This window comes from Stenotrophomonas sp. WZN-1 (assembly GCF_002192255.1).
Classification (GTDB): Bacteria; Pseudomonadota; Gammaproteobacteria; order Xanthomonadales; family Xanthomonadaceae; genus Stenotrophomonas.
Window position 1 is genome coordinate 2,196,140 of sequence record NZ_CP021768.1, and the last position, 18,864, is coordinate 2,215,003.

The following is an 18,864-nucleotide window of genomic DNA, read 5'->3' on the forward strand; positions in this document are numbered from 1 at the left end:
CCCTGCCAGCAAGGAGAACGAGCATGAACATCGCGTCCCGTCTGCGCCTGTGTGCGCTTCCGTTGGCTGTCTCGCTGGCACTGGCTGCCTGTGGCGGTTCATCGACGCCCTCGGATACCGGCAAGCCGGCTGAGCCCGCCGCCGCAACCGCATCTGGCGAAGCTGCGTTGCCGGCTGGCTGGCAGCGCGTGGCCGGCACCGATATGCCGTCCGTGCGCGACCAGAAGGCCGTGCTGCCGGCCAAGGTGCACTCCGACGACGGCGCCGACGTCGAGGTGGCCGATACCAGCCGCATCATCGCCGGTGGTGACGACGTGATCGCGGTGATCGAAGCGCTGGGATTGGACAAGCAGGTGTTCGCCGCGCCGACCAACACCACCACCCGGGCCGGCCTGGCCGCGCCGCACCAGTTCCTGTTCAACCGCACCACTGGCGTAGAGGGCGTGCTGAGCCTGCAGGGCTCGCTGTTCCTCGGCAACAGCCTGCGCCGCCACACCGAGCTGGCGAAGAAGCTGCGTGAGGTGGGCGAACCGGCGGTGGTCATCGACGACCTGCAGCCGGCCCCGGACAAGGTGCGCAAGGTCGCCGCCGCACTAGGGCTGGCCGAGGCAGGGCAGGCGCTTGCCACGCAGGTGCAGCGTCAGCTCGACGAGGCTGCAGCGATTGGCAAGGGCCTGGGCCATGCGCCACGAGTGATCCACGTTTCGGCCACCGGCGCCGGTGGCTCCCCGACCGTGGCCGGTGCCGACAGTGCGTCGGCGCAGCTGATCGCACTGGCTGGCGGCATCAACATCGGCACCGAGGCGGGGGTGAAGAACTACTCGCAGCTGAGCAATGAGGGTGTGGTCGCGGCGGCACCGGAAGTGATCCTGGTGACCGAGCATGACCTGCAGCTGTTCGGCGGTCCCGAAGGCCTGTGGAAGGCGTACCCGACGCTGAAGCAGACGCCGGCCGGGCAGGCCAACCGGGTCTGGGTGATGCCGGATGTGCAGCTGAAGTACACCAGCGTGGGCTCCGGTGCTGGCGCGCTGGCGCTGGCCAAGGCCCTGGCGGCGTTGCCGAAGGCATGAGTCCGGCGGATCGGCGCCGCCGTTGCGGGCGGACCATGTTGCTGGTGGCATTGCTGGCACTGCTGGGGGCAGTGCTGGCCTCGTTTGCCGTGGGCCCGCTGCGGCTGCCGCCGCTGGAGGTGATGCAGGCGCTGGCGGTCAAACTGGGCCTGCTCGATCCGCAAGCGGTCAGCAGCCGTGATCTGGCGGTGGTGTGGCAGCTGCGTATTCCGCGCGCCCTGTTGGGCGCGATGGTCGGTGCGTCGCTGGCGATGGCCGGTGCCAGCCTGCAGGGCCTGTTCGGCAATCCGCTGGCCGATCCCGGCATTGTCGGTGTCAGCCAGGGCGCCGCACTGGGTGCAGTTGCCGCCATCGTGCTGGGTGCTGCGGGTGCGGCCGGTTGGCTGGTGCCGGTGGCCGCGTTCGCTGGCGGCGCACTGGCCATCGGCCTGACCTACGCATTGGCCCGGCCCGGCAAGGGCACGGGCAACGCCACGCTGCTGCTGGTCGGTATCGCGATGGCCGCGTTCTGCTCGGCGTTGATCGGCTTCCTGACCTATATCGCCAGTGAAAGCGAACTGCAGTCACTGGTGTTCTGGCAGATGGGCTCGCTGGCGCGCGCCAACTGGGCCGACGTGGCGGCGGTAGTGCCGTTGTTCGCCATTGGCGTGTTTGCGTTGCAGCGGCTGGCCACGCCGCTGGACATGCTGGCGCTGGGTGAACGCCAGGCACAGCACCTCGGGCTGGATGTGACCCGCACGCGTCGCCGCCTGGTGGCGTTCAGTGCGCTGCTGGTGGGTGCGGCGGTGGCGTTTGCCGGTTCGATCAGTTTCGTCGGCCTGGTGGTGCCGCACGTGGCACGCCTGCTGGTCGGCCCGGGACACCGCTGGTTGCTGCCGTTGTCCGGGCTGCTCGGTGCGCTGCTGATCGTGGTGGCCGACACCGCCGCGCGCACATTGGATCCACCGGCCGAGATTCCGCTGGGCCTGTTCTCGGCCGCACTGGGTGCGCCGTTCTTCCTCTGGCTGGTGCTGCAGCAGCGCCGCAAGGCAGTGCCATGAGCGTGCTGTTGAAGCTGCACGAGGTGGTGGTCCGTCGCCAGCAGCGCGAGATCCTGCATGGCATTTCGCTGGCGTTCGAGCCGGGTACGGTGACCGCGCTGGTGGGCCCGAATGGTGCGGGCAAGTCCACGTTGCTGGCCGTCGCCGCCGGTGACCTGCGCGCTGACGCAGGCGAGGTAAGCCTGCTCGGCAAACCGTTGGCCACCTACAAGGCCGGGCCGCTGGCCCGTGAGCGCGCGGTGATGCCGCAGGAGCACGGCGTGCGTTTCGCCTTCAGCGTGGAAGAAGTGGTGGCGATGGGGCGGCTGCCGCATCCGCCGGATCCAGCCGTGGACGACGCTCGGGTGGAAGCGGCAATCGATGCCGCTGAACTGCAGGCGCTGCGCCTGCGTGAGGTGCAGCAGTTGTCCGGCGGCGAGTCGGCCCGGACCACGTTCGCGCGCGTGCTGGCGCAGGACACGCCGCTGCTGTTGCTGGATGAGCCGACCGCCGCGCTGGATCTGCGCCACCAGGAACGCACCCTGCGCAGCGTGCGCGCCTGCGCCGAGGCCGGCGCGTGCGTGATCGTGGTGCTGCACGACCTCAATCTGGCTGCCGGCTATGCCGACCGCATCGTGCTGCTGGAGCAGGGCAGGGTGGCGGCCGATGGCACGCCGCTGCGGGTGCTGACCGAAGACAACCTGCAGCGGGTCTACCAGCAGGATGTGGTGGTGCTGGAGCATCCAAGGCGTGGGGTGCCGCTGGTGGTGGTGACCTGAGCGAGGGCCCGCCAGGTTGCTCCGGGTATCATGATTGCTTCGTTGTCTTCAATGGACTGATGCCATGTTCCGCACCGTTACCCGCAGCGTGCTGCTTGCCGCGATGATTGCTTCCGCTTGCGCTGCCAATGCGGCGTCGACCTCTCAGGTTTCGCTGACCGACGCGGCCGAGAACGCCTCGCTGATCGAGACCCGGCATTCCAGTAGCGACGGTGCCGCTGTGACGTCGATGAAGACGCAGTACTTCGCCAACGAGGAAATGTCGGTGAGCTGGGGCGACCAGCAGGTGCTGGTGCTGTGCAGGGAGGCGGCGTACCTGAGGATTCCTGCGACCAAGCTCAAGGCCGGAGCGTTGACCCCCGAGCAGCGGCAGATGATCGTCTATCAGGCACTGATGTCAGGCCTGGGGGCTGTCGCGGGCGTCATCGGGCCGGCAGGCGAGGTGGTGGCCGTGGCTGATGACGGCAGCGAGACCCGCAGCGTTGGCGAAAACAGCTGGGCCTATGGTGTTGAGCGATACGAGGTGATCACCCAGCGGCTGCAGGACGGTGCACTTCGGGTCCGGACCCGCAAGACGGAAACCGTGAATACCACGCCTCCGGCGGGCCCGGACGATATGTTCAGCACCGAGGACGACCAGGCGGCACGCTTGTCCGAGCTGGCGCCGGTGGGGAGCTGGACCGAAGTGCTGATCTACGGTGGCGCACGGCAGCCGCATGTGGATCCGGCAATGCCATTGAAGGGCTGGATCTCGATGGGGGACGACCAGGCTGCGACCGTGGCTGAGGCCCGCAAGCTGCATGAGTGCAAGTGAGCTGAGCTGGGGTCAGAGCCCTTTGCCCGTGTCAAAGGGATCCGACCCCGAGGCCCGTCGGCCTCATCGTTCTATTTATGTGCGCAATATTCACTTGCGCGCCAGATTGGCAGGTCTAGAATGCGCCCCATGAACCGGATGCCGCTCCTGAAGTTTTTCACCCTGACCCGCGCAAGCGCGGAACGGGCGTGTCTGCCTGGAGCCCCACGAGGCCGTTGAAGCGGCCATCGCTGGACCTTCGACAGAGCGCCCTCCGGGGCGCTCTTTTCGTTTCCGCAGCTCCATTCCCCGTAACCCGATGTACCGCAAGGAGAACGTGCCATGCACCAGATCGCCGAGACCGAACGCTAGCCGCGCACCCTGTCGCCAACCGGGGTGTGCGGCCCCTGAAGTTGGCTTTGCAGGAACCTCTTTATGAACACCCAGACCCTTTCCCGCCGTCGCAACCTCGGCATCATTGCCCACATCGACGCCGGCAAGACCACGCTGACCGAACGCCTGCTGTGGAAAAGCGGCGAGATCCATCGCGTCGGCGAAGTGCACGATGGCAATGCGACCACCGATTTCTCGGCGATCGAGCGCGAACGTGGCATCACCATCGGCGCCGCCGCCGTGCAGGCGCAGTGGGCGCCGCGCGACCTGCCGCCGCATCGGCTGACCCTGATCGACACCCCCGGCCATATCGACTTCGCCATCGAAGTCGAACGTTCACTGCGCGTGCTCGACGGTGCCGTGGCCGTGTTCTCGGCCGTGGATGGCGTGCAGCCGCAGTCCGAGACGGTATGGCGCCAGGCGCGTCGCCACCGCGTGCCGCTGATCGCCTTCGTCAACAAGATGGACCGCGTCGGCGCCTCGTTCGAGCGGGTGCTGGAGCAGCTGCAGGACAAGCTGCAGGCGCGGCCGTGGGCGCTCGGTGTGCCGCTGGGCAGCGAAAACGGCTTCAACGGTTGGGTTGACCTGGTCGATGAGCGTGTACTGCACTGGCAGGACGCTGCGGTGGCGACGATCACTGCGTGGGACGATGCGGCGCGCATCCAGTGGCAGCCGCAACGCGACGCACTGGTCGAGGCCGTGGCCGACCATGACGAACAGTTGGCCGATGCCTGGCTGGAAGGTCGCGTGATCGATGCCGAGCTGCTGCGCGCGGCGATCCGACGGGCGACGCTGGCGGGTGCGGGCGTGCCGGTGTTGGCCGGTGCCGCGTTCAAGGACAAGGGCATCGAGACGCTGCTGGATGCGGTGGTCGATTACCTGCCGTCACCGCTGGATCGGCCTGCCGTGACCGCCGAAAGCGAGAGCGGCGAGGTGGTGCTGCCGCCGGATCCGGACGGTCCGCTGGCCGGCCTGCTGTTCAAGATCACCCACCAGCAACACGGCGCCCTGAGCTTCGTGCGGCTGTACTCGGGCACCTTGAAAGTGGGCGACGCGGTGTCCAGTTCGCAGCATCCGCAGGGGCGGCGTGTCAGTCGCCTGGTGCGGGTGCAGGCCGACCAGACCCACGACATTGAACAGGCCGTGGCCGGTGACATCGTGGCGGTGCTGGGCTGGAAGGATGCGGTCAGCGGTGAAACGCTGAGCGACCGCGCGCAGCCGCTGCGCCTGGAGAACATCCAGGCACAGCCGCCGGTGCTGGCCTGGCGGCTGGAGCCGGCACGGGCGGCCGACCTGATCCGGATGGCGCAGGGCCTGGCCAGTCTGGCCCAGGAAGATCCGTCGTTCCGCGTCGAAACCGATCGCGACACGGCGGAGACCCTGGTCTGGGGCATGGGCGAGCTGCACCTGGAGGTGATGGTCGAGCGCCTGCGCAGTGAATGGAAGGTCGACGTGGGTGTAGGTGCGCCGCGCGTGGCTTACCAGGAGACGCCGATGCGTGCCATGACCGGCGTGGTCGGCCGACTGGTCAAGCAGACCGGCGGCCAGGGTCAGTTCGCCCACGTGGTGCTGGATGTGTCGCCGCGCGAGGACGACCTGGTGGTGTTCAACGACCGCATCGTCGGTGGCGTGGTGCCGCGCAGCTTCATCGCGGCGGTGGAAAAGGGCGTGCGTGCCGCGCTGTCGGAAGGTCCGCAGGGGCATCCGGTGGTCGGTATCGAGGTCAGTCTTGTCGATGGCCAGACCCACGCCAAGGACTCTTCGGAGATGGCGTTCCATCGCGCCGGTGCCGAGGCGATCAAGGCAGCATTGGCAGAGGGCGGCACGCAGCTGCTGGAACCGGTGATGGCGGTGACGGTGCACTCGCCGTCGGCGTCGGTGGGCGATGTGGTCGGCGATCTCAATCGACGCCACGGCCGTATTGCCCGCATCGACGACCAGGACGGTCGCGCCGAGGTCAATGGCTTCGCACCGCTGGCGCAGCTGGTGGGCTACACCACCTCGCTGCGTTCGCTCAGCCAGGGCCGGGCCAGCAGCGAGGCGCACCTGCATGGCTACGAGCCGGTACGCGCGGCATGATGAAGGTGAGGGGAGCCCGTTCGCGGGCTCCCTTTTTTTGTAGGCGTTGATAGGGTTCCTTATCCACGCATGGCGTGGATCTACTGCGAAGCGGCGCGAATGATGGATCCGCATCGGCACGCGAATATTTGCACTGCATCGCAACAAAACTGCAGAAAAAGCTGGATTAAAGTGATGCCTCACGATAAATTGCGCACCCCCCGTTGCTCGCCGCCGCCCGCACCCTGCCCATGCGTGATGACAAAGACCCCGGAACCCTGGAGCTGACCCTGCCGCGCAAGCGCGGTCGTCCGCCCAAGTTCGGGTACGCGATGAGCGATGCGCAGCGGGCGGCGCGCTACCGTGCGCGCAGGGCAGGGCAGGCCAACCATGCCGACGTGCGCTCCTGCAGCGACATGGTGCTGCTGGACAAGATCCGTGCCGCGGTGAGCGCGCGCGACACCGAACTGGCCGGATTCCTGGTCCACGTGCTCTGGCAGCGCTACCCCCTGCAGCTGAAATAGTTCGCCGACGGGGTGGCCGTTGTCATCGAGCTTGTTGATAATGCGGGATTCAGGTTGTTCCCGCTGGCGTGCCCGGGATGGCAGGCGCGCATGATCGAACGGTTCCCAAGATGACCACCACCAGCGACACCACCACCGAAGCGGCGCCGAGCGGCGCCCCCCTGTTCTATACCCGTCCGGTGCCGCTGCAGGCCGATGTGCATGCCGATCTGCGCATCCTGCCGGGCAAACTCGAATTCGCCGCTGGCAACAACGCGATTCCGCTGGTGCTGGGCGAGTTTTCGCTGGCCCTGCACCACTTCCCGATCCTGTTCGCTGGCCCGACCGCGGTGCCGATGGCGGCCGTGGGCGTGTCCGACCAGAACCTGTTCATCAAGGACGGCCTGTGGGAAGACGAGGCCTACATTCCGGCCTACCTGCGTCGCCACCCCTTCATCTTCATCGACACCGGCGCGGAGAATGACTTCCTGCTGGGCATCGACGAGGCAAGCCCGCGCGTGGTCAAGGGTGGCGAAGAAGGCCAGCCGCTGTTCGTTGACGGCAAGGCCACCGAAATGGTGCAGCAGGCGCTGGAGTTCTGCGGCCAGTACACCCGCGAGCACGAACAGACCCAGGCCTTCTCCAAGGCACTGATCGACAACGGCCTGCTGGTCGAGCGCAATGCGACCGTGCGTACCCCGGATGGCCGCGAGTTCAACCTCAATGGCTTCCTGGTGGTGGACGTCGAGAAGTTCATTGCCCTGCCGGAAGCGACCGTGGTCGAGTGGCACCGCAGCGGCTGGCTGGCACTGATCCACCAGCACTTGATGTCGCTCGGTCGTTTCAACGATCTGACGCGCCGCCAGGTCGAGCGTCTGGCCGCCTGATCAGGGCGCTGACAGGGTTCCCGCTGCGCGGGAACCCTGTCCGGCCTTCAGTACGTCCAGCAGGCGCCGCGCATCGGCCCAGTCCGGCGCGGCGTCATGTGCCAGGTCGACCAGCTCCGCGGCGATGGCCGCGTGCTCGCATTGGCCCAGCATCTGCAGCGTGCCCTGCAATCGGTGCGCGTGATGGCCCAGTGCCGATCCGTCTGCGCGATCGATAGCCCGCTCCATGCTGCCGAGCTCATCGTGGATATCGGCGATGTAGGCCGCGTCCATTTCAATCGTCTGCGCGGGCACGTCCTGGCACTCTGGCCGCACAATACCAAGCGCAGGCAGCAGCTGGGCGGCGCGCAGCGGCTTGGCCAGCACCGCGTCGAAGCCCGAGCGGTGGCAGCGTGCGCGATGACGCCGTCCGGTGCGGGCAGACAATGCGATCAGGCGGACGGCGTGCCCGGCACGGCCACGTAGTTCGCGCGCCAGCGCGTGACCATCGATGCCACGCAGCCCAATGTCGATCAGTGCGACGGGACGGGGCTCTCGCGCCTGTTCGGCCAGGGCGCTGGCCGCATCTTCCACAGCGCACACCTCTGCGCCCCAGCGCCGCAGCTGTTCGGCGATGACGTGGCGATTGAGCTCGTGGTCCTCGACCAGCAGCAGATGCAGTCCGGCCAGTGGCGTACCGCCTGCGCACAGGCCCTCGGCATCCTCGCTGGCGCTTGCCGGACACACCGGCAGGCGCAGGATGAAGCGACTGCCGCGGCCCAGCACGCTGTGCACGGTGAGGTCGCCCCCCATCGCGCGGGCCAGCTCGCGCGCGATGGAAAGCCCCAGGCCACTGCCGCCACGCTGCCGTCCGCTGCTGCCTTGCTGGAAAGGCTGGAACAGGGCGGCCACCTGCGCCGGTGCGATGCCGATGCCGCTGTCGATTACCTCCAGCAGCAGCTCCCGGGGCCGCGCCGCCGGCATCAGCTGCAGCCGCAGCTCGACGCCGCCGATATCGCTGAACTTCACCGCGTTCGCCAATAGATTGCTGGCAATCTGGCGTAGCGCATCGGCGTCCACCAGGATGTTCGACGGGAATGCGTCCGGAGCATCGAATTGCAGCTGCAGGCCTTTCCGCTGGGCTTGTGGCCGGATCGCCTCCAGTGCCTGCCGGCACAGCTGAGCTGCATCGCAGGCTTGCGCATGCGGCTTGAAAGCACCGCTGGCAAGGCGCGAAAAATCCAGTGCGCGGTTCAACAGGCTGCGCAGGGATTGGCTGGCCGTGCTGGCAGCGGCCAGTAGATCGCGTTCACCCTCCGGCAGCGGCGATTGCCCCAGCAGCTCGATCGAGGTCAGCACGGCCTGCGCCGAGTTGCGCATCTCGTGGCTGATCACGCCGATGGCATGCGCGCCGCTTCGGTCACCGCGTGCCCGCAGGTGGCGCATTGCGAGCCACAGCAGCGGCAGGGCGATCAGCAGTGGGGCCAGCAGCAGCCACCCGCGCGGGGGCGACGCCTGCATCCAGTCCAGTGCATTCCCGGCCGCGGCAGGCAGCGTCTGTCCCGCCCAGAGTCGAAGGAGGCCCGCATGCTCCTCGAGTGTGATCTCCCGTAATGCCTGTTGGATGCGGCCCAGCAGCTGCTGGTCTTCGTGGCGGACAAGCAGATAGAGGTCGGTGGAGAAACCGCTATCGAACGCCTGCAGGCGAAGGCTGCCATTGAAATGGCGTCGAACCAGGGGGCGCAGTGTGGGCTCCAGGCCAATCGCCACGTCCGCCAGGCCGGATTCGACCGCCGCCAATGCCGCATACCGGTTTGGCAGGTGCCGCAGCCGGACCTGTGGGTGATGGGCACGCAGCCAACCGGCGTAGGGGCCGCCTTCAACGACGGCGATGACCCGTGCGTCGAGTTCGCGCATCTCCCGTGGCAACCACTCGCCGGCGCGCCCGGCCAACAGGGTGGCGCCGCCGCGAAAGCGGCGGGACACGGCAAGTTCGGGGCAGGGGAGGGCCTGGTGCATCGCACCGCCAAAGACCATGACCAGGTCGGCCTCGTGATGGCACACCGCGAGGATCGATGCGGCGGTGGTCGGGTAGGGCCGTTCCAGGAAACTCAGTTGGGCGTGCCGGGCCACCAGGTTGGCGTAGCCATGGGCAAGCGTCGGCGGTGATGACGCGTCGTCCAACGCTGCGGGCAGGGGGCGCAGGGAAGGGGTCGTGGCGACCCGCACGCTGCTGCCCGGCAGCCAGCGTGGCGACCGGATATCTTCGGCCGAGGCAGCCGGCAGGAGAAGGAGCGCCAGCAGCCCCATGGACAGGAGGCGGCGTAACGGCGGCTGGCGCCTCACGGCGTCTCCAGTCGTTCGCGCAGCGCGTAGATCTCCACATCGCTGCGCAATCCCAGCTTGCGCAGCACGGCAACCTTCTGCGTGCTGACGGTCTTGATGCTGCGGTGCCGGCGCAGTGCGATCTCGGAGACGGTCAAGCCTTCCAGCAGCAGGCCCAGCACCTCGCGCTCGTTGCGGCTGAGCTCGCCGCGATCGCCGGCCAGCCTGATGTCCGGCGGAACCCGGGTCAGGCCCTGGGAAACCCGCACGATGGCGTCGGACAACGCAGGAAGCGGCTCGGACTTGCTGACGAACCCGCTGAGTCCGGCATCGATCAGGCTGTTGAGGTTGGTGGTGGGGGAGAGCGTAGCGAAGGCCAGCAGCGGTGTTCGCGGGAACTCCTGGCACAGCCGGGCAACCAGCGCGATGCCGCCCAGGTCGCCACGGGCTAGCGTGAGGTCGATGATGGCCACATCAACGTGCGTGCCTTGCAGGCTGCAGAGCAGATCATCGCTGCAGCCATGGCTGGCGACGATATCGAAGCGGAGGTCGCCTGACAGATGGAGGGCGGTGCCGCGGCGGACCACTTCGTGGTCGTCCAGGAGCGCCAGGCGAAGCCGACGCGGTGCAGGAAATCCATTCATGCGCGGGAGGTGGTCGGCGCCCATGGGCGTGGCCGTCATTCTGGCGCCGCTGTCGCGTCGAACATCGAATTCGTTGCGTTTTTACGACTATTCCTAAAGATCGATGGATACTCTGCATCGATACCGGCTGATCCATGGGCTGGGCGTATCATCGCGTTGAAAGTCGCCGGAATCCCTTGTCCTGGAGTGCACTGCCTGGGTGCAGGTGGCCTGGGTGCAAGGCTGCCGATACCCTTTGAAGGGGTATTAATGTGACGCGTCACGCCGAGGTGCGTGACCCCGGACGGGACGGGCCGAGGGCGGCTTCCGCGATCTATCGCACCGACTGCGGTACACGCCTCAGCTTGCCGGTGTCGTAGCCCATGGCCGCGATGCGTTGCACGGCCTGCTGGTAGTCGCTCTCGGATACCTGCGGCGTGCGTGCCATGTACCACACATAATCGCGCTTGCTGCGCGCGATGATGGTCTGGCCGTAGTCATCGCGCAGCCAGGCAATCACATACTCGGCCTGGATCGGCCAGATGAACTGCATGCCCCAGATGGCGCCGTTGCCGTTCTTCTCGACCCGTCCAACAGGGTGCATCGACTTCTGCGGGGCGTCGAAACTGCCCTTGCGATAGGTGAAGGTCGTCTGGATGCGCCCGTCCGGCTTCAATGTGTAGCTCTCCAGTGCGTCGAAGGCTTCGCGCTCCGGCCATGACGGGATGTGGGCGATCACATACCAGTCGCCCATGAAACGTGGCACGTCCACCGACGGCGGGCGGGGCAGGGGACGGGTATCGCTGGAACTGCAGCCGGAGCCAAACAGGCTCAATGCCAGCAGGGGAAGCAGCGAGCGCATGCGCATGTCACACCTCAACGAGGGCGGAAGAGATAGTGGGCGACCAGCCACTGCTGGCCGTCGTCGTAGCCGAACAACTCGGCGCACGCCATCCAGAACATGCGCCAGCGCTGCCACCAGATCTTCGCCGCGGCCTGGCCGTAGGTGGCGACCAGTATCGGCATCACTCTCTCGCGGGCCGCATCCTGCCTGGCCAGCCAGTGATCGGCAGTGCGCTGGTAGTGGGTGCCGTCCAGCAGCCAGCGTTGATCGAGCCGCAGGTCGCGCTGGAAATGCAGCAGGGTGTCAGCCGCCGGCATCAGCCCGCCAGTGAAGAAGTGTCGCCCCATCCAGTTGTCGCCACCCTCGGTTTCAAACGGGTACATCAGCGTGCGATGGGCGAAGATGTGCACGAACAGCGCGCCGTCGGGCTTCAGCCACTGGCTGATGCGCGCGAGCAGGCGTTCGTAGTTGCGCACATGCTCGAACATTTCCACCGAGACACAGCGATCAAAGCGCGCGGTGGGCAGCTCGAGCTGGTTGACGTCGCGGGTCAGTACCTCGACGTTGTGCAGCCCCCGGGCCTGGCATTGCGCCAGGATGTGCTGGCGCTGGCTATGCGAATTGGACACCGCCGTGATCGCAGCGGTGGGGTAGCGTTCGGCCATCCACAGGGTCAGCGAACCCCAGCCGCAGCCCAGCTCCAGGATGTGCTGGCCATCGGCAAGGCCGCCGCGCTGGCCGTACAGGTCCAGCATCGCTTCCTCAGCCTGGTCCAGCGTTTCCTGCCCGGTGGGGTAGTAGCAGCTGCTGTACTTCAGGCGCTTGCCCAGGCAGGCCTGGAAGAAGGCTGCGGGAACTTCATAGTGCTGGCGGTTGGCTGCGTCGGTGTGCAGCGCGAGCGGGCTGTCGGCGAGTTCTGCGATGCGACGGCTGAACCGCGCGGACTGTGCTTCGATACCGCCCAGCAGTTCCTCGTGCAGGCGTTGCGCGCACAGGCGACGGATGCCGGTGCGTAGGGCCGCATCGGGAACCAGTCCGCGCTCGGCCCAGGCGATCAGCCCGGTTTCCGCATCTTCGGCCGGCTTCAGTGACGGGATCGCGCTCATGCGGAATGCTCCTTGGAAGAACGGGGGAACCAGGGGAAGAACATCGGCGTGCTGCGCTGGTAGGCGCGGTAGTCGTCGCCGCGGCTGCGCAGCGCCTGCTTTTCGGTGAACGGGATGCCGCTCAGGTAGCGCAGGAACACGTACATCAGCAGCGGCCCGGCCCACGCCAGCCACCACAATGGCGAGCCGACCGCGAGCAGGGCATAGCTGAACCAGTGCAGCCATTCGAAGAAGTAGTTGGGGTGGCGGGAGTAGCGCCACAGCCCGTCGCGGCAGGTGCGGCCCTTGTTCGCTGGATTCGTGCGGAACCGGGCCAGTTGGCGGTCAGCCAGGCTCTCGCCGCCGACGCTCAGCAGCCAGACGAGTGCGGCGGCCCCGATCCACAACGTCATGCTTGTCTGCGGATTGGCAGCCACCGCGACGAAGGGCAGGGCGAACAGCACGACCAGCAGCGCCTGGGCCATGAAGAAGCCGAAGATCCTGCCTTGATGCCCCTGCCAGTGCTCGCGCAGATAACGGTAGCGGCCGTCTTCCTGTTCGTGGCGGACCCGATGCCACAGGTGCAGTGCCAGTCGGCTGCCCCACAGGCCACCGAGCACGCCGAGCGCCATCCGTGGCGCCGCCGCACCATCGCCGAGCCACGCCAGCAACAGGGCCGAAGCGCCCACGCCCTTGGCCCAGAGCACATCGACCACGCCGATGTTGTGGTGGCGGCGCTGCCAGGCCCAGCCCCAGCTCATCACCAGCACGGCATACAGCAGGACCCCCAACAGATTGATCATGACGGTGCTCCGGCCAAGGGCGGCGGGATGGTGCGGGAACCGCGGCGAGCGGCGGCGCACAGCAGTGAAAGCGCGATGCTCCAGCCCACGCCGAGCACCAGCAGGCCCTGCCATAGCGGCGCAGTGAATCGAACCGCATCGAAACCGCGCGCTGCAGAGAGATAGGCCAGCGGCGCCAGCAGCAGGCCGAACAGGGCTGGCAGGGCAGGGTGGCGCAGCAGAAAGCGCATCGAAGTGGTGAGCGTCATCGCAAACGCGGCCCACAACGCCATGATCCAAAGGGGCGGCGTCCAGCCCAGCGGGGCAGCAGCGTAGCGCACGGTGCCGCTGGCGGCGGCACTGGCGTCGACCAGCCACGCGCAGGCCAGCGCCAGCAGCATCAGCCGAAGATCCAGTCGAGGTTGCGGCGAGCTCAGCAGCTGGCTGCCGATGTAGAGCGACGCTGCCAGCAGCGCCGGCCATTGCCAGCCGCGCCCGGCGCCGGCCACGGCGCACAGCCAGACCAGCTGGTTGCCAAGCAGATTGGCCCAGAACCGGCGCATCTCAGCCGCCTTGACCCGATGCGCCAGCGGGGCGATACCCCGGGCGCGCCAGCAGTAGATGCGAAACGCCGATCGAACGCTCCAGGAAGCCGCCCTCGCAATAGGCCAGGTAGAACTCCCACATCCGGCAGAAGCGCGCATCAAAGCCCTGCGCCTGCACGGCGGGCAGCTGGGCAAGGAAGCGTTGGCGCCAGGCGCGCAGGGTCAGTGCGTAGGAGTGGCCGAAATCCTGCTGGGCGACCAGCTGCAGGTCACTGGATCGGGTCTTGGCGGCCATGATCGCGTTGATCGACGGAATGAAACTGCCCGGGAACACATAGCGCTTGATGTAGTCGACGCTGCGCCGCGCCTGCTCGTAGCGGTGATCTTCGATGGTGATGGCCTGCAGCAGGGCGACACCATCGGGCTTGAGCAGGCGCTGCAGCGTTGCCATGTAGGTGTCCAGGTATTCGGCGCCGATGGCTTCGATCATCTCGATCGATACCAGCTTGTCGAACTGGCCGTGCAGGTCGCGGTAGTCCTGCATCAACAGCGTGACCTTGTCCTGCAGGCCGGCGATGCGGACGCGCTCGGTGGCCAGCGCATGCTGCTCGGCGGAGATGGTGGTGGTGGTGACGTGGCAGCCATACTGCTGCGCCGCGTGCAGCGCAAAACCACCCCAACCGGTACCGATCTCCACCACGCGGTCGCCGGGTTTGAGCTGCAGTTGCTGGCAGATGCGGTCCAGCTTGCGCCGCGAGGCGGACTCCAGCGGCTCGCTTTCGCTGGCGAACAACGCCGAGGAATACATCAGGTCCGGCGACAGGAACAGAGCGAAGAAGTCGTTGCCCAGGTCGTAGTGCGCAGCGATGTTGCGGCGGCTGCCTTCACGGCTGTTGCGTCGCAGGCGGTTCCAGCCGCGCAGCAGCCAGCCTCCCGCGCGCGCCGGGCCGTGTTCCATGCTGTCGAGTAGATCGCGATTGCGCACCAGCAGCCGTATCAGCGCGACCAGGTCATCGCAGTGCCACTCGCCCTGGATATAGCTTTCGCCGGCGCCGACGCTGCCCTGTGCCGCCACCTTGCGATAGAACGCCGGGTCTTCGATGGTGACGGTGACATGCAGTTCGCCGCGGGCGTCGCCCAGCCAGGCCTCGCCCAGTGCGTCACGCACGCACAGGCGGCCATCGCGCATCGGGGCGAGCTGGGCCAGCAGGCGGCGGCGCAGGAAGGCATCCAAGGCGCCGGGGCGCGGCAGCGCGACCGAAGGAGTCATCGAGTTCATCGCGGTTTCTCGGCAAGGGTGGGGTGGTCGTGCACGGGATTGCGTTTCAGCCACAGCCGCAGCGCGTGCCAGTGGATGGCGGCCACCACCTGGGTGGTCATCAGTGGATAGCAGGCCAGGACGCGGGCCAGCCCGCGGCCATCCAGGGCGCGCCGTTGCATCACCTGGGTGGCATCAAACTGGCGCGCGCCGTCGCGCCAGACCTGCATGTGCACGCGCAGGCCCTCATCGGGGCGGCTGAACCGCCAGTCGTAGTGGCAATCCATCGGCATGAAGGGCGAGACATGGAAGCATTTGTCGAACTGCCAGCGCAGCGAGGTGCCTTCGTGCGTGGCCGTTGCGACTGGCAGCACGTAGGCGTGCCGTTCCTTCCAGGGCGTGTTGGTGATCTCGGCGACGATGCAGTCCAGCGTGCTGCCATCGGCGCGGTAGCAGTAGTAGAAACTGACCGGGTTGAACACGTGCCCGGCGAAGCGGAGATGGGTAAGCAGGCGGACCGGGCCGGTGGGCCGGTAGCCGAGGGTGGATGCAGCGTGGTCGCGCACTGCATCGGCCAAAGGCCGCGCGGGATCGCCGAAGTAATCGCTGCGACGGAACTCGGCCAGGTTGCGGCGATTGACCGACCACAGCCAGCGCCCGGCAAACACGCTGTCGAGTTCATCCAGGTCGAGCAGCAGCTGTGCGATCGGATAGCGGAACGCATGGGGGTGCGGGAGGTGCCGGCGGTGCATCACCTGCCCGAAGTAGAGCGCACTGGCGCTCATGCGGCCACCTCGCCGGGAGCCGCCATGACGCGGTGCGGTTCGCAGGTGCGCAGTGCATCGACCACGCGGCGGGCGCTGCGGATGCCGTCCTCATGGAAGCCCCAGCCCCAATAGGCGCCCGCGAACCAGGTGTGGCGGCGGCCCTGCAGTTCGGCCCAGCGCTGTTGCGCGCGCACTGCGGCATGGTCGTGCACGGGGTGGGCGTAGCGCAGGGTGCGCAGCACCTTGCCGGGGTCGATCGCCGCGCTGCGGTTGAGCGTTACCACCAGGGGCGTGCTGCCGGGCAGGCCTTGCAGCAGGTTCATGCAGTAGCTGACCGTGCACGGCGCGGCAGGATCGCGGGGCACATGGGCGTTCCATGCCGCCCACGCCTTGCGGTTGCGCGGCAGCAATGACGCATCGGTGTGCAGCACCGCTTCATTGGCCTGGTAGCGGATGGCGCCGAGCACGTCGCGCTCGATGGAGTCGGCGTCACGCAGCAGCGCCAGGGCCTGGTTGCTGTGGCAGGCCAGGATGACCTCATCGAAGCCTTCCACGCCGGCCGCGCTGTGCACGCGCGCGCCCCAGGGCATGCGCTCGACCGACTGCACCGGGCACTCCAGCCGCTCATGCACCCGCCAGCGGGCGCGCAGGGCATCGACATAGCGCGCCGATCCGCCGCTCACCACCCGCCACGGCGCACGCCCGGCCATCTGCAGCATCTGGTGGTTGGCCATGAACTGGGCCAGATAGCGCGCCGGGAAGTCCATCACCGTGGCCGTCGGGGACGACCACAACGCCGAAGCCATCGGCAGCAGGTGCTCTTCAATGAACGCCTCGCCATAGCGCTGGCTGCGCAGGTACTCGCCGAGCGTTGGGCCGTCTTCCTCGGCCAGCAGCAACGGCGCATCCCGATAGAACCGGCGCAGGTCGGCCAGCATGCCCCAGAACCGCGGCGATACCAGGTTGCGCCGCTGGCAGAACAGGCCATCCAGCGAAGTGGCGTTGTACTCCACACCACTGCGCTCGCTGTGCATCGAGAAGCTCATCGTGGTCGGCTGCGAAGCTACGCCAAGCTCGTCGAACAATGCGGTCAGCAGCGGATAGTGCTGAGGATTGAACACGATGAAGCCGGTGTCCACCGCCATGCGCATGCCATCCACCTGCACGTCGTGGGTGTGGGTATGGCCGCCCAGGTAATCGTTGGCCTCGAACAGCGTGACGTCGTGTTCGCCGTCCAGCCACCAGGCGCTGGCCAGTCCTGCAATGCCAGAACCGATGATCGCGATGCGCATGTCAGTACCTCGCCTTGGCCAGCACCCACTGGGGAATCGGCTTGAGCCCTTTGACCAGCCCCAGCGCCGCCATCGCGCGCAGCCCATACCAGGTCAGGTCCACTTCCCACCAGCGGAAGCCCTGGCGGACGGTGCCCGGGAAGAAGTGGTGGTTGTTGTGCCAGCCTTCGCCGAAGGTGAGCAGCGCCAGCCAGAAGTTGTTGCGGCTGTCATCGCGTGTGTCGAAGCGGCGGCGACCGAAGCGGTGCGCCAGCGAATTGATGGTGACCGTGGCATGGAACAGCACGATGGTGGAGATGAAGAAGCCCCACACCAGCAGCTGCGGGCCGGAGGTGTGCAGGCCCGGCGCCCAGCGCTCCAGCCCGGCGCCCAGTGCATACAGCGCTGCGGCCAGCAGTACCGGCACAGCCGTATCGAAGCGGTCCAGCCAGCGCAGTTCCGGGAAGCGTGCCAGGTCCGGTACCCGCGACAGATCGGTGGCAAAGGCCTCGTGGGTCAGGAACCAGCCCATGTGGCTGCGCCAGAAGCCGCCTTCACGGGGGGAGTGCGGGTCCAGCGGCTGATCGGCGTGACGGTGATGGTGGCGATGGTGGGCGGCCCACCACAGCGGCCCGCGCTGCACGCTGGAGGCGCCGATCACCGCGAACACGAACTGCACCGGCCGCGATGCCTGGAAGGTGCGGTGCGAGAAGTAGCGGTGGTAGAACGCGGTGATGGCGAACATGCGCACCGCATAGAGCGCTGCGGCGACGATCACCGCTGTCCACGAGATACCCACCCAGAGCACTGCTATGCAGGCCAGGTGCATCAGTGCGAACGGCACGGCGCGCACCCAGTCGATGCGGCCCGGCCGTTCGCCGCTGCTTTCTGCGGCGTTGCCGGTATCGAACCAGCGCTGCAGTGTGCGCAGCAGGCGCCAGCGTCGACGGGGGAGGGGCGCTACAGAGGCCATGGCGGATCTCGGCGGGTGTCGTGACGTCCTGTACGCAACAGGATGCGCATTGGATGCGCCACGGCGCATTGAATTTCGACTTCACCTGAACGTCACGGCGCAACGCTCCGCCAGGGGGTGCGCCCACGCCTGTTGCCAGTCGCTTACTGATCGCCCGATGGGCGGAGCGTTGAAGCGAACGATCACCTGCGGGTAGCTGCCGCGCGCATCGCGCAGGTTGCTGGTGCCGCGGAACTCCAGCAGGCGGCGGTCGGCAGTGGCGTAGACAAGCGCCAGGCGCGGCGCGATGCCGCCGTACCAGGTGTCCAGGCTGACCTCGATGGCCTGGGCGTCGATGCCCTGCCAGCGAACAGGGCCGGTACGCCGCACCTGCACCGGGAAGTAGCGCTGGCGCGCGGGCACCAGGAATGGCAGCGTGATGCGCTCGCCCCGCAGCAGCGCTGGCCAGTGCAGGCGCACCGCCGCGTCGAATCCTGTATCGATCACCGCATCCGGTGGCAATTCAAGCCGGCGCTGGCGCGGCTCAGTGCCCGAGTCCTCTTTCCAGCTGATCGACACCGAATCGCTGGCGGCCTCCACCTCTGCGGTCTGGCCACTGCGGCGGTCCTCCAGCGAATAGCCCCGTGCCTGCGGCCGGGCGCTTGCCGGCAGATGCTTGCGGGCGAAGGGCTTGCCATCCGGACACTGGTACAGCACCCAGCGCTCGGCGCCCTCCGTTGCCTCGCGCTGCCAGTGCACTTCTCGGTAGAGGATGTCGCCCTGTGCGGAGGTGGCCACGCCTTCGCTTCGCAGCCAAGGCGCCGCCAGCGCGGCATGGGGCAGGCACAGCAGCAGCCAGGCAATGCGCATGGCGTTCATCCGGAAGGGGAGGGTTCAGGTCATACGGCGGGGATGGCCGGTTGGATGCGCA

At 67.4% G+C, this 18,864-nt stretch carries 18 protein-coding genes; 7 read left to right on the forward strand and 11 right to left on the reverse strand.

Translation table 11 applies throughout. The features are described 5' to 3' along the window. The first annotated feature begins 23 nt into the window (after positions 1-23). The 7 genes from CCR98_RS10345 (at position 24) to CCR98_RS10375 (ending at position 7,502) form a co-directional block, all read left to right on the forward strand. Entirely contained in the window at positions 24-1,070 is a 1,047-nt protein-coding gene (locus CCR98_RS10345; protein ID WP_087922514.1) for an ABC transporter substrate-binding protein, read from the forward strand. Then, positions 1,067-2,110, forward strand: coding sequence for an iron ABC transporter permease (locus tag CCR98_RS10350; protein ID WP_087922515.1), 1,044 nt, complete (start codon positions 1,067-1,069; stop codon positions 2,108-2,110). The genes CCR98_RS10345 and CCR98_RS10350 overlap by 4 nt, the downstream gene beginning before the upstream one ends. Then, complete coding sequence (locus tag CCR98_RS10355; protein ID WP_087922516.1) at positions 2,107-2,868, forward strand: heme ABC transporter ATP-binding protein; 762 nt, start codon at positions 2,107-2,109, stop codon at positions 2,866-2,868. Before CCR98_RS10350 ends, CCR98_RS10355 begins: the two co-directional genes overlap by 4 nt. A gap of 64 nt (positions 2,869-2,932) precedes the next feature. Continuing rightward, entirely contained in the window at positions 2,933-3,682 is a 750-nt protein-coding gene (locus CCR98_RS10360; protein ID WP_087922517.1) for a hypothetical protein, read from the forward strand. 414 nt (positions 3,683-4,096) lie between these two features. Continuing rightward, positions 4,097-6,133 carry an elongation factor G gene (gene fusA / locus CCR98_RS10365; protein WP_087922518.1) on the forward strand — a complete coding sequence of 679 codons (2,037 nt, stop codon included), beginning with the start codon at positions 4,097-4,099 and terminating at the stop codon, positions 6,131-6,133. Between the two features lie 230 nt (positions 6,134-6,363). After that, positions 6,364-6,636: a hypothetical protein gene (locus CCR98_RS10370; RefSeq protein ID WP_005409616.1), complete on the forward strand. Its 273-nt coding sequence runs from the start codon at positions 6,364-6,366 to the stop codon at positions 6,634-6,636. A gap of 110 nt (positions 6,637-6,746) precedes the next feature. Then, the gene (locus CCR98_RS10375; protein WP_087922519.1) at positions 6,747-7,502 is read left to right on the forward strand and encodes a SapC family protein; all 756 of its coding nucleotides are present in this window, start codon (positions 6,747-6,749) and stop codon (positions 7,500-7,502) included. On the opposite strand, the gene CCR98_RS10380 is transcribed toward CCR98_RS10375, so the two are convergent. From CCR98_RS10380 to CCR98_RS10430, 11 genes are all read right to left on the reverse strand, one after another. Continuing rightward, positions 7,503-9,791: an ATP-binding protein gene (locus tag CCR98_RS10380; RefSeq protein ID WP_198361087.1), complete on the reverse strand. Its 2,289-nt coding sequence runs from the start codon at positions 9,789-9,791 to the stop codon at positions 7,503-7,505. Between the two features lie 32 nt (positions 9,792-9,823). Next, entirely contained in the window at positions 9,824-10,450 is a 627-nt protein-coding gene (locus tag CCR98_RS10385) for a response regulator transcription factor (RefSeq protein ID WP_087924168.1), read from the reverse strand. A 313-nt stretch (positions 10,451-10,763) separates the two neighbouring features. Continuing rightward, the gene (locus tag CCR98_RS10390; RefSeq protein ID WP_087922521.1) at positions 10,764-11,297 is read right to left on the reverse strand and encodes a lipocalin family protein; all 534 of its coding nucleotides are present in this window, start codon (positions 11,295-11,297) and stop codon (positions 10,764-10,766) included. 8 nt (positions 11,298-11,305) lie between these two features. Continuing rightward, entirely contained in the window at positions 11,306-12,379 is a 1,074-nt protein-coding gene (locus tag CCR98_RS10395) for a cyclopropane-fatty-acyl-phospholipid synthase family protein (RefSeq protein WP_087922522.1), read from the reverse strand. Beyond that, on the reverse strand, positions 12,376-13,161 hold the full coding sequence (locus CCR98_RS10400; protein WP_087922523.1) for a DUF1295 domain-containing protein: 786 nt from the start codon (positions 13,159-13,161) through the stop codon (positions 12,376-12,378). The genes CCR98_RS10395 and CCR98_RS10400 overlap by 4 nt, the downstream gene beginning before the upstream one ends. Further along, positions 13,158-13,703 carry a DUF2878 domain-containing protein gene (locus CCR98_RS10405; protein WP_087922524.1) on the reverse strand — a complete coding sequence of 182 codons (546 nt, stop codon included), beginning with the start codon at positions 13,701-13,703 and terminating at the stop codon, positions 13,158-13,160. The genes CCR98_RS10400 and CCR98_RS10405 overlap by 4 nt, the downstream gene beginning before the upstream one ends. 1 nt (position 13,704) lies before the next feature. Then, on the reverse strand, positions 13,705-14,964 hold the full coding sequence (locus CCR98_RS10410; protein WP_087922525.1) for a cyclopropane-fatty-acyl-phospholipid synthase family protein: 1,260 nt from the start codon (positions 14,962-14,964) through the stop codon (positions 13,705-13,707). Next, positions 14,961-15,728, reverse strand: coding sequence for a DUF1365 domain-containing protein (locus tag CCR98_RS10415; RefSeq protein ID WP_087922526.1), 768 nt, complete (start codon positions 15,726-15,728; stop codon positions 14,961-14,963). The genes CCR98_RS10410 and CCR98_RS10415 overlap by 4 nt, the downstream gene beginning before the upstream one ends. Beyond that, the gene (locus CCR98_RS10420; RefSeq protein WP_087922527.1) at positions 15,725-17,002 is read right to left on the reverse strand and encodes an FAD-dependent oxidoreductase; all 1,278 of its coding nucleotides are present in this window, start codon (positions 17,000-17,002) and stop codon (positions 15,725-15,727) included. The genes CCR98_RS10415 and CCR98_RS10420 overlap by 4 nt, the downstream gene beginning before the upstream one ends. 1 nt (position 17,003) lies before the next feature. Beyond that, positions 17,004-17,954 carry an acyl-CoA desaturase gene (locus CCR98_RS10425; protein ID WP_087922528.1) on the reverse strand — a complete coding sequence of 317 codons (951 nt, stop codon included), beginning with the start codon at positions 17,952-17,954 and terminating at the stop codon, positions 17,004-17,006. A gap of 81 nt (positions 17,955-18,035) precedes the next feature. Continuing rightward, on the reverse strand, positions 18,036-18,803 hold the full coding sequence (locus tag CCR98_RS10430) for a hypothetical protein (RefSeq protein ID WP_087924169.1): 768 nt from the start codon (positions 18,801-18,803) through the stop codon (positions 18,036-18,038). Between the last annotated feature and the right edge of the window lie 61 nt (positions 18,804-18,864).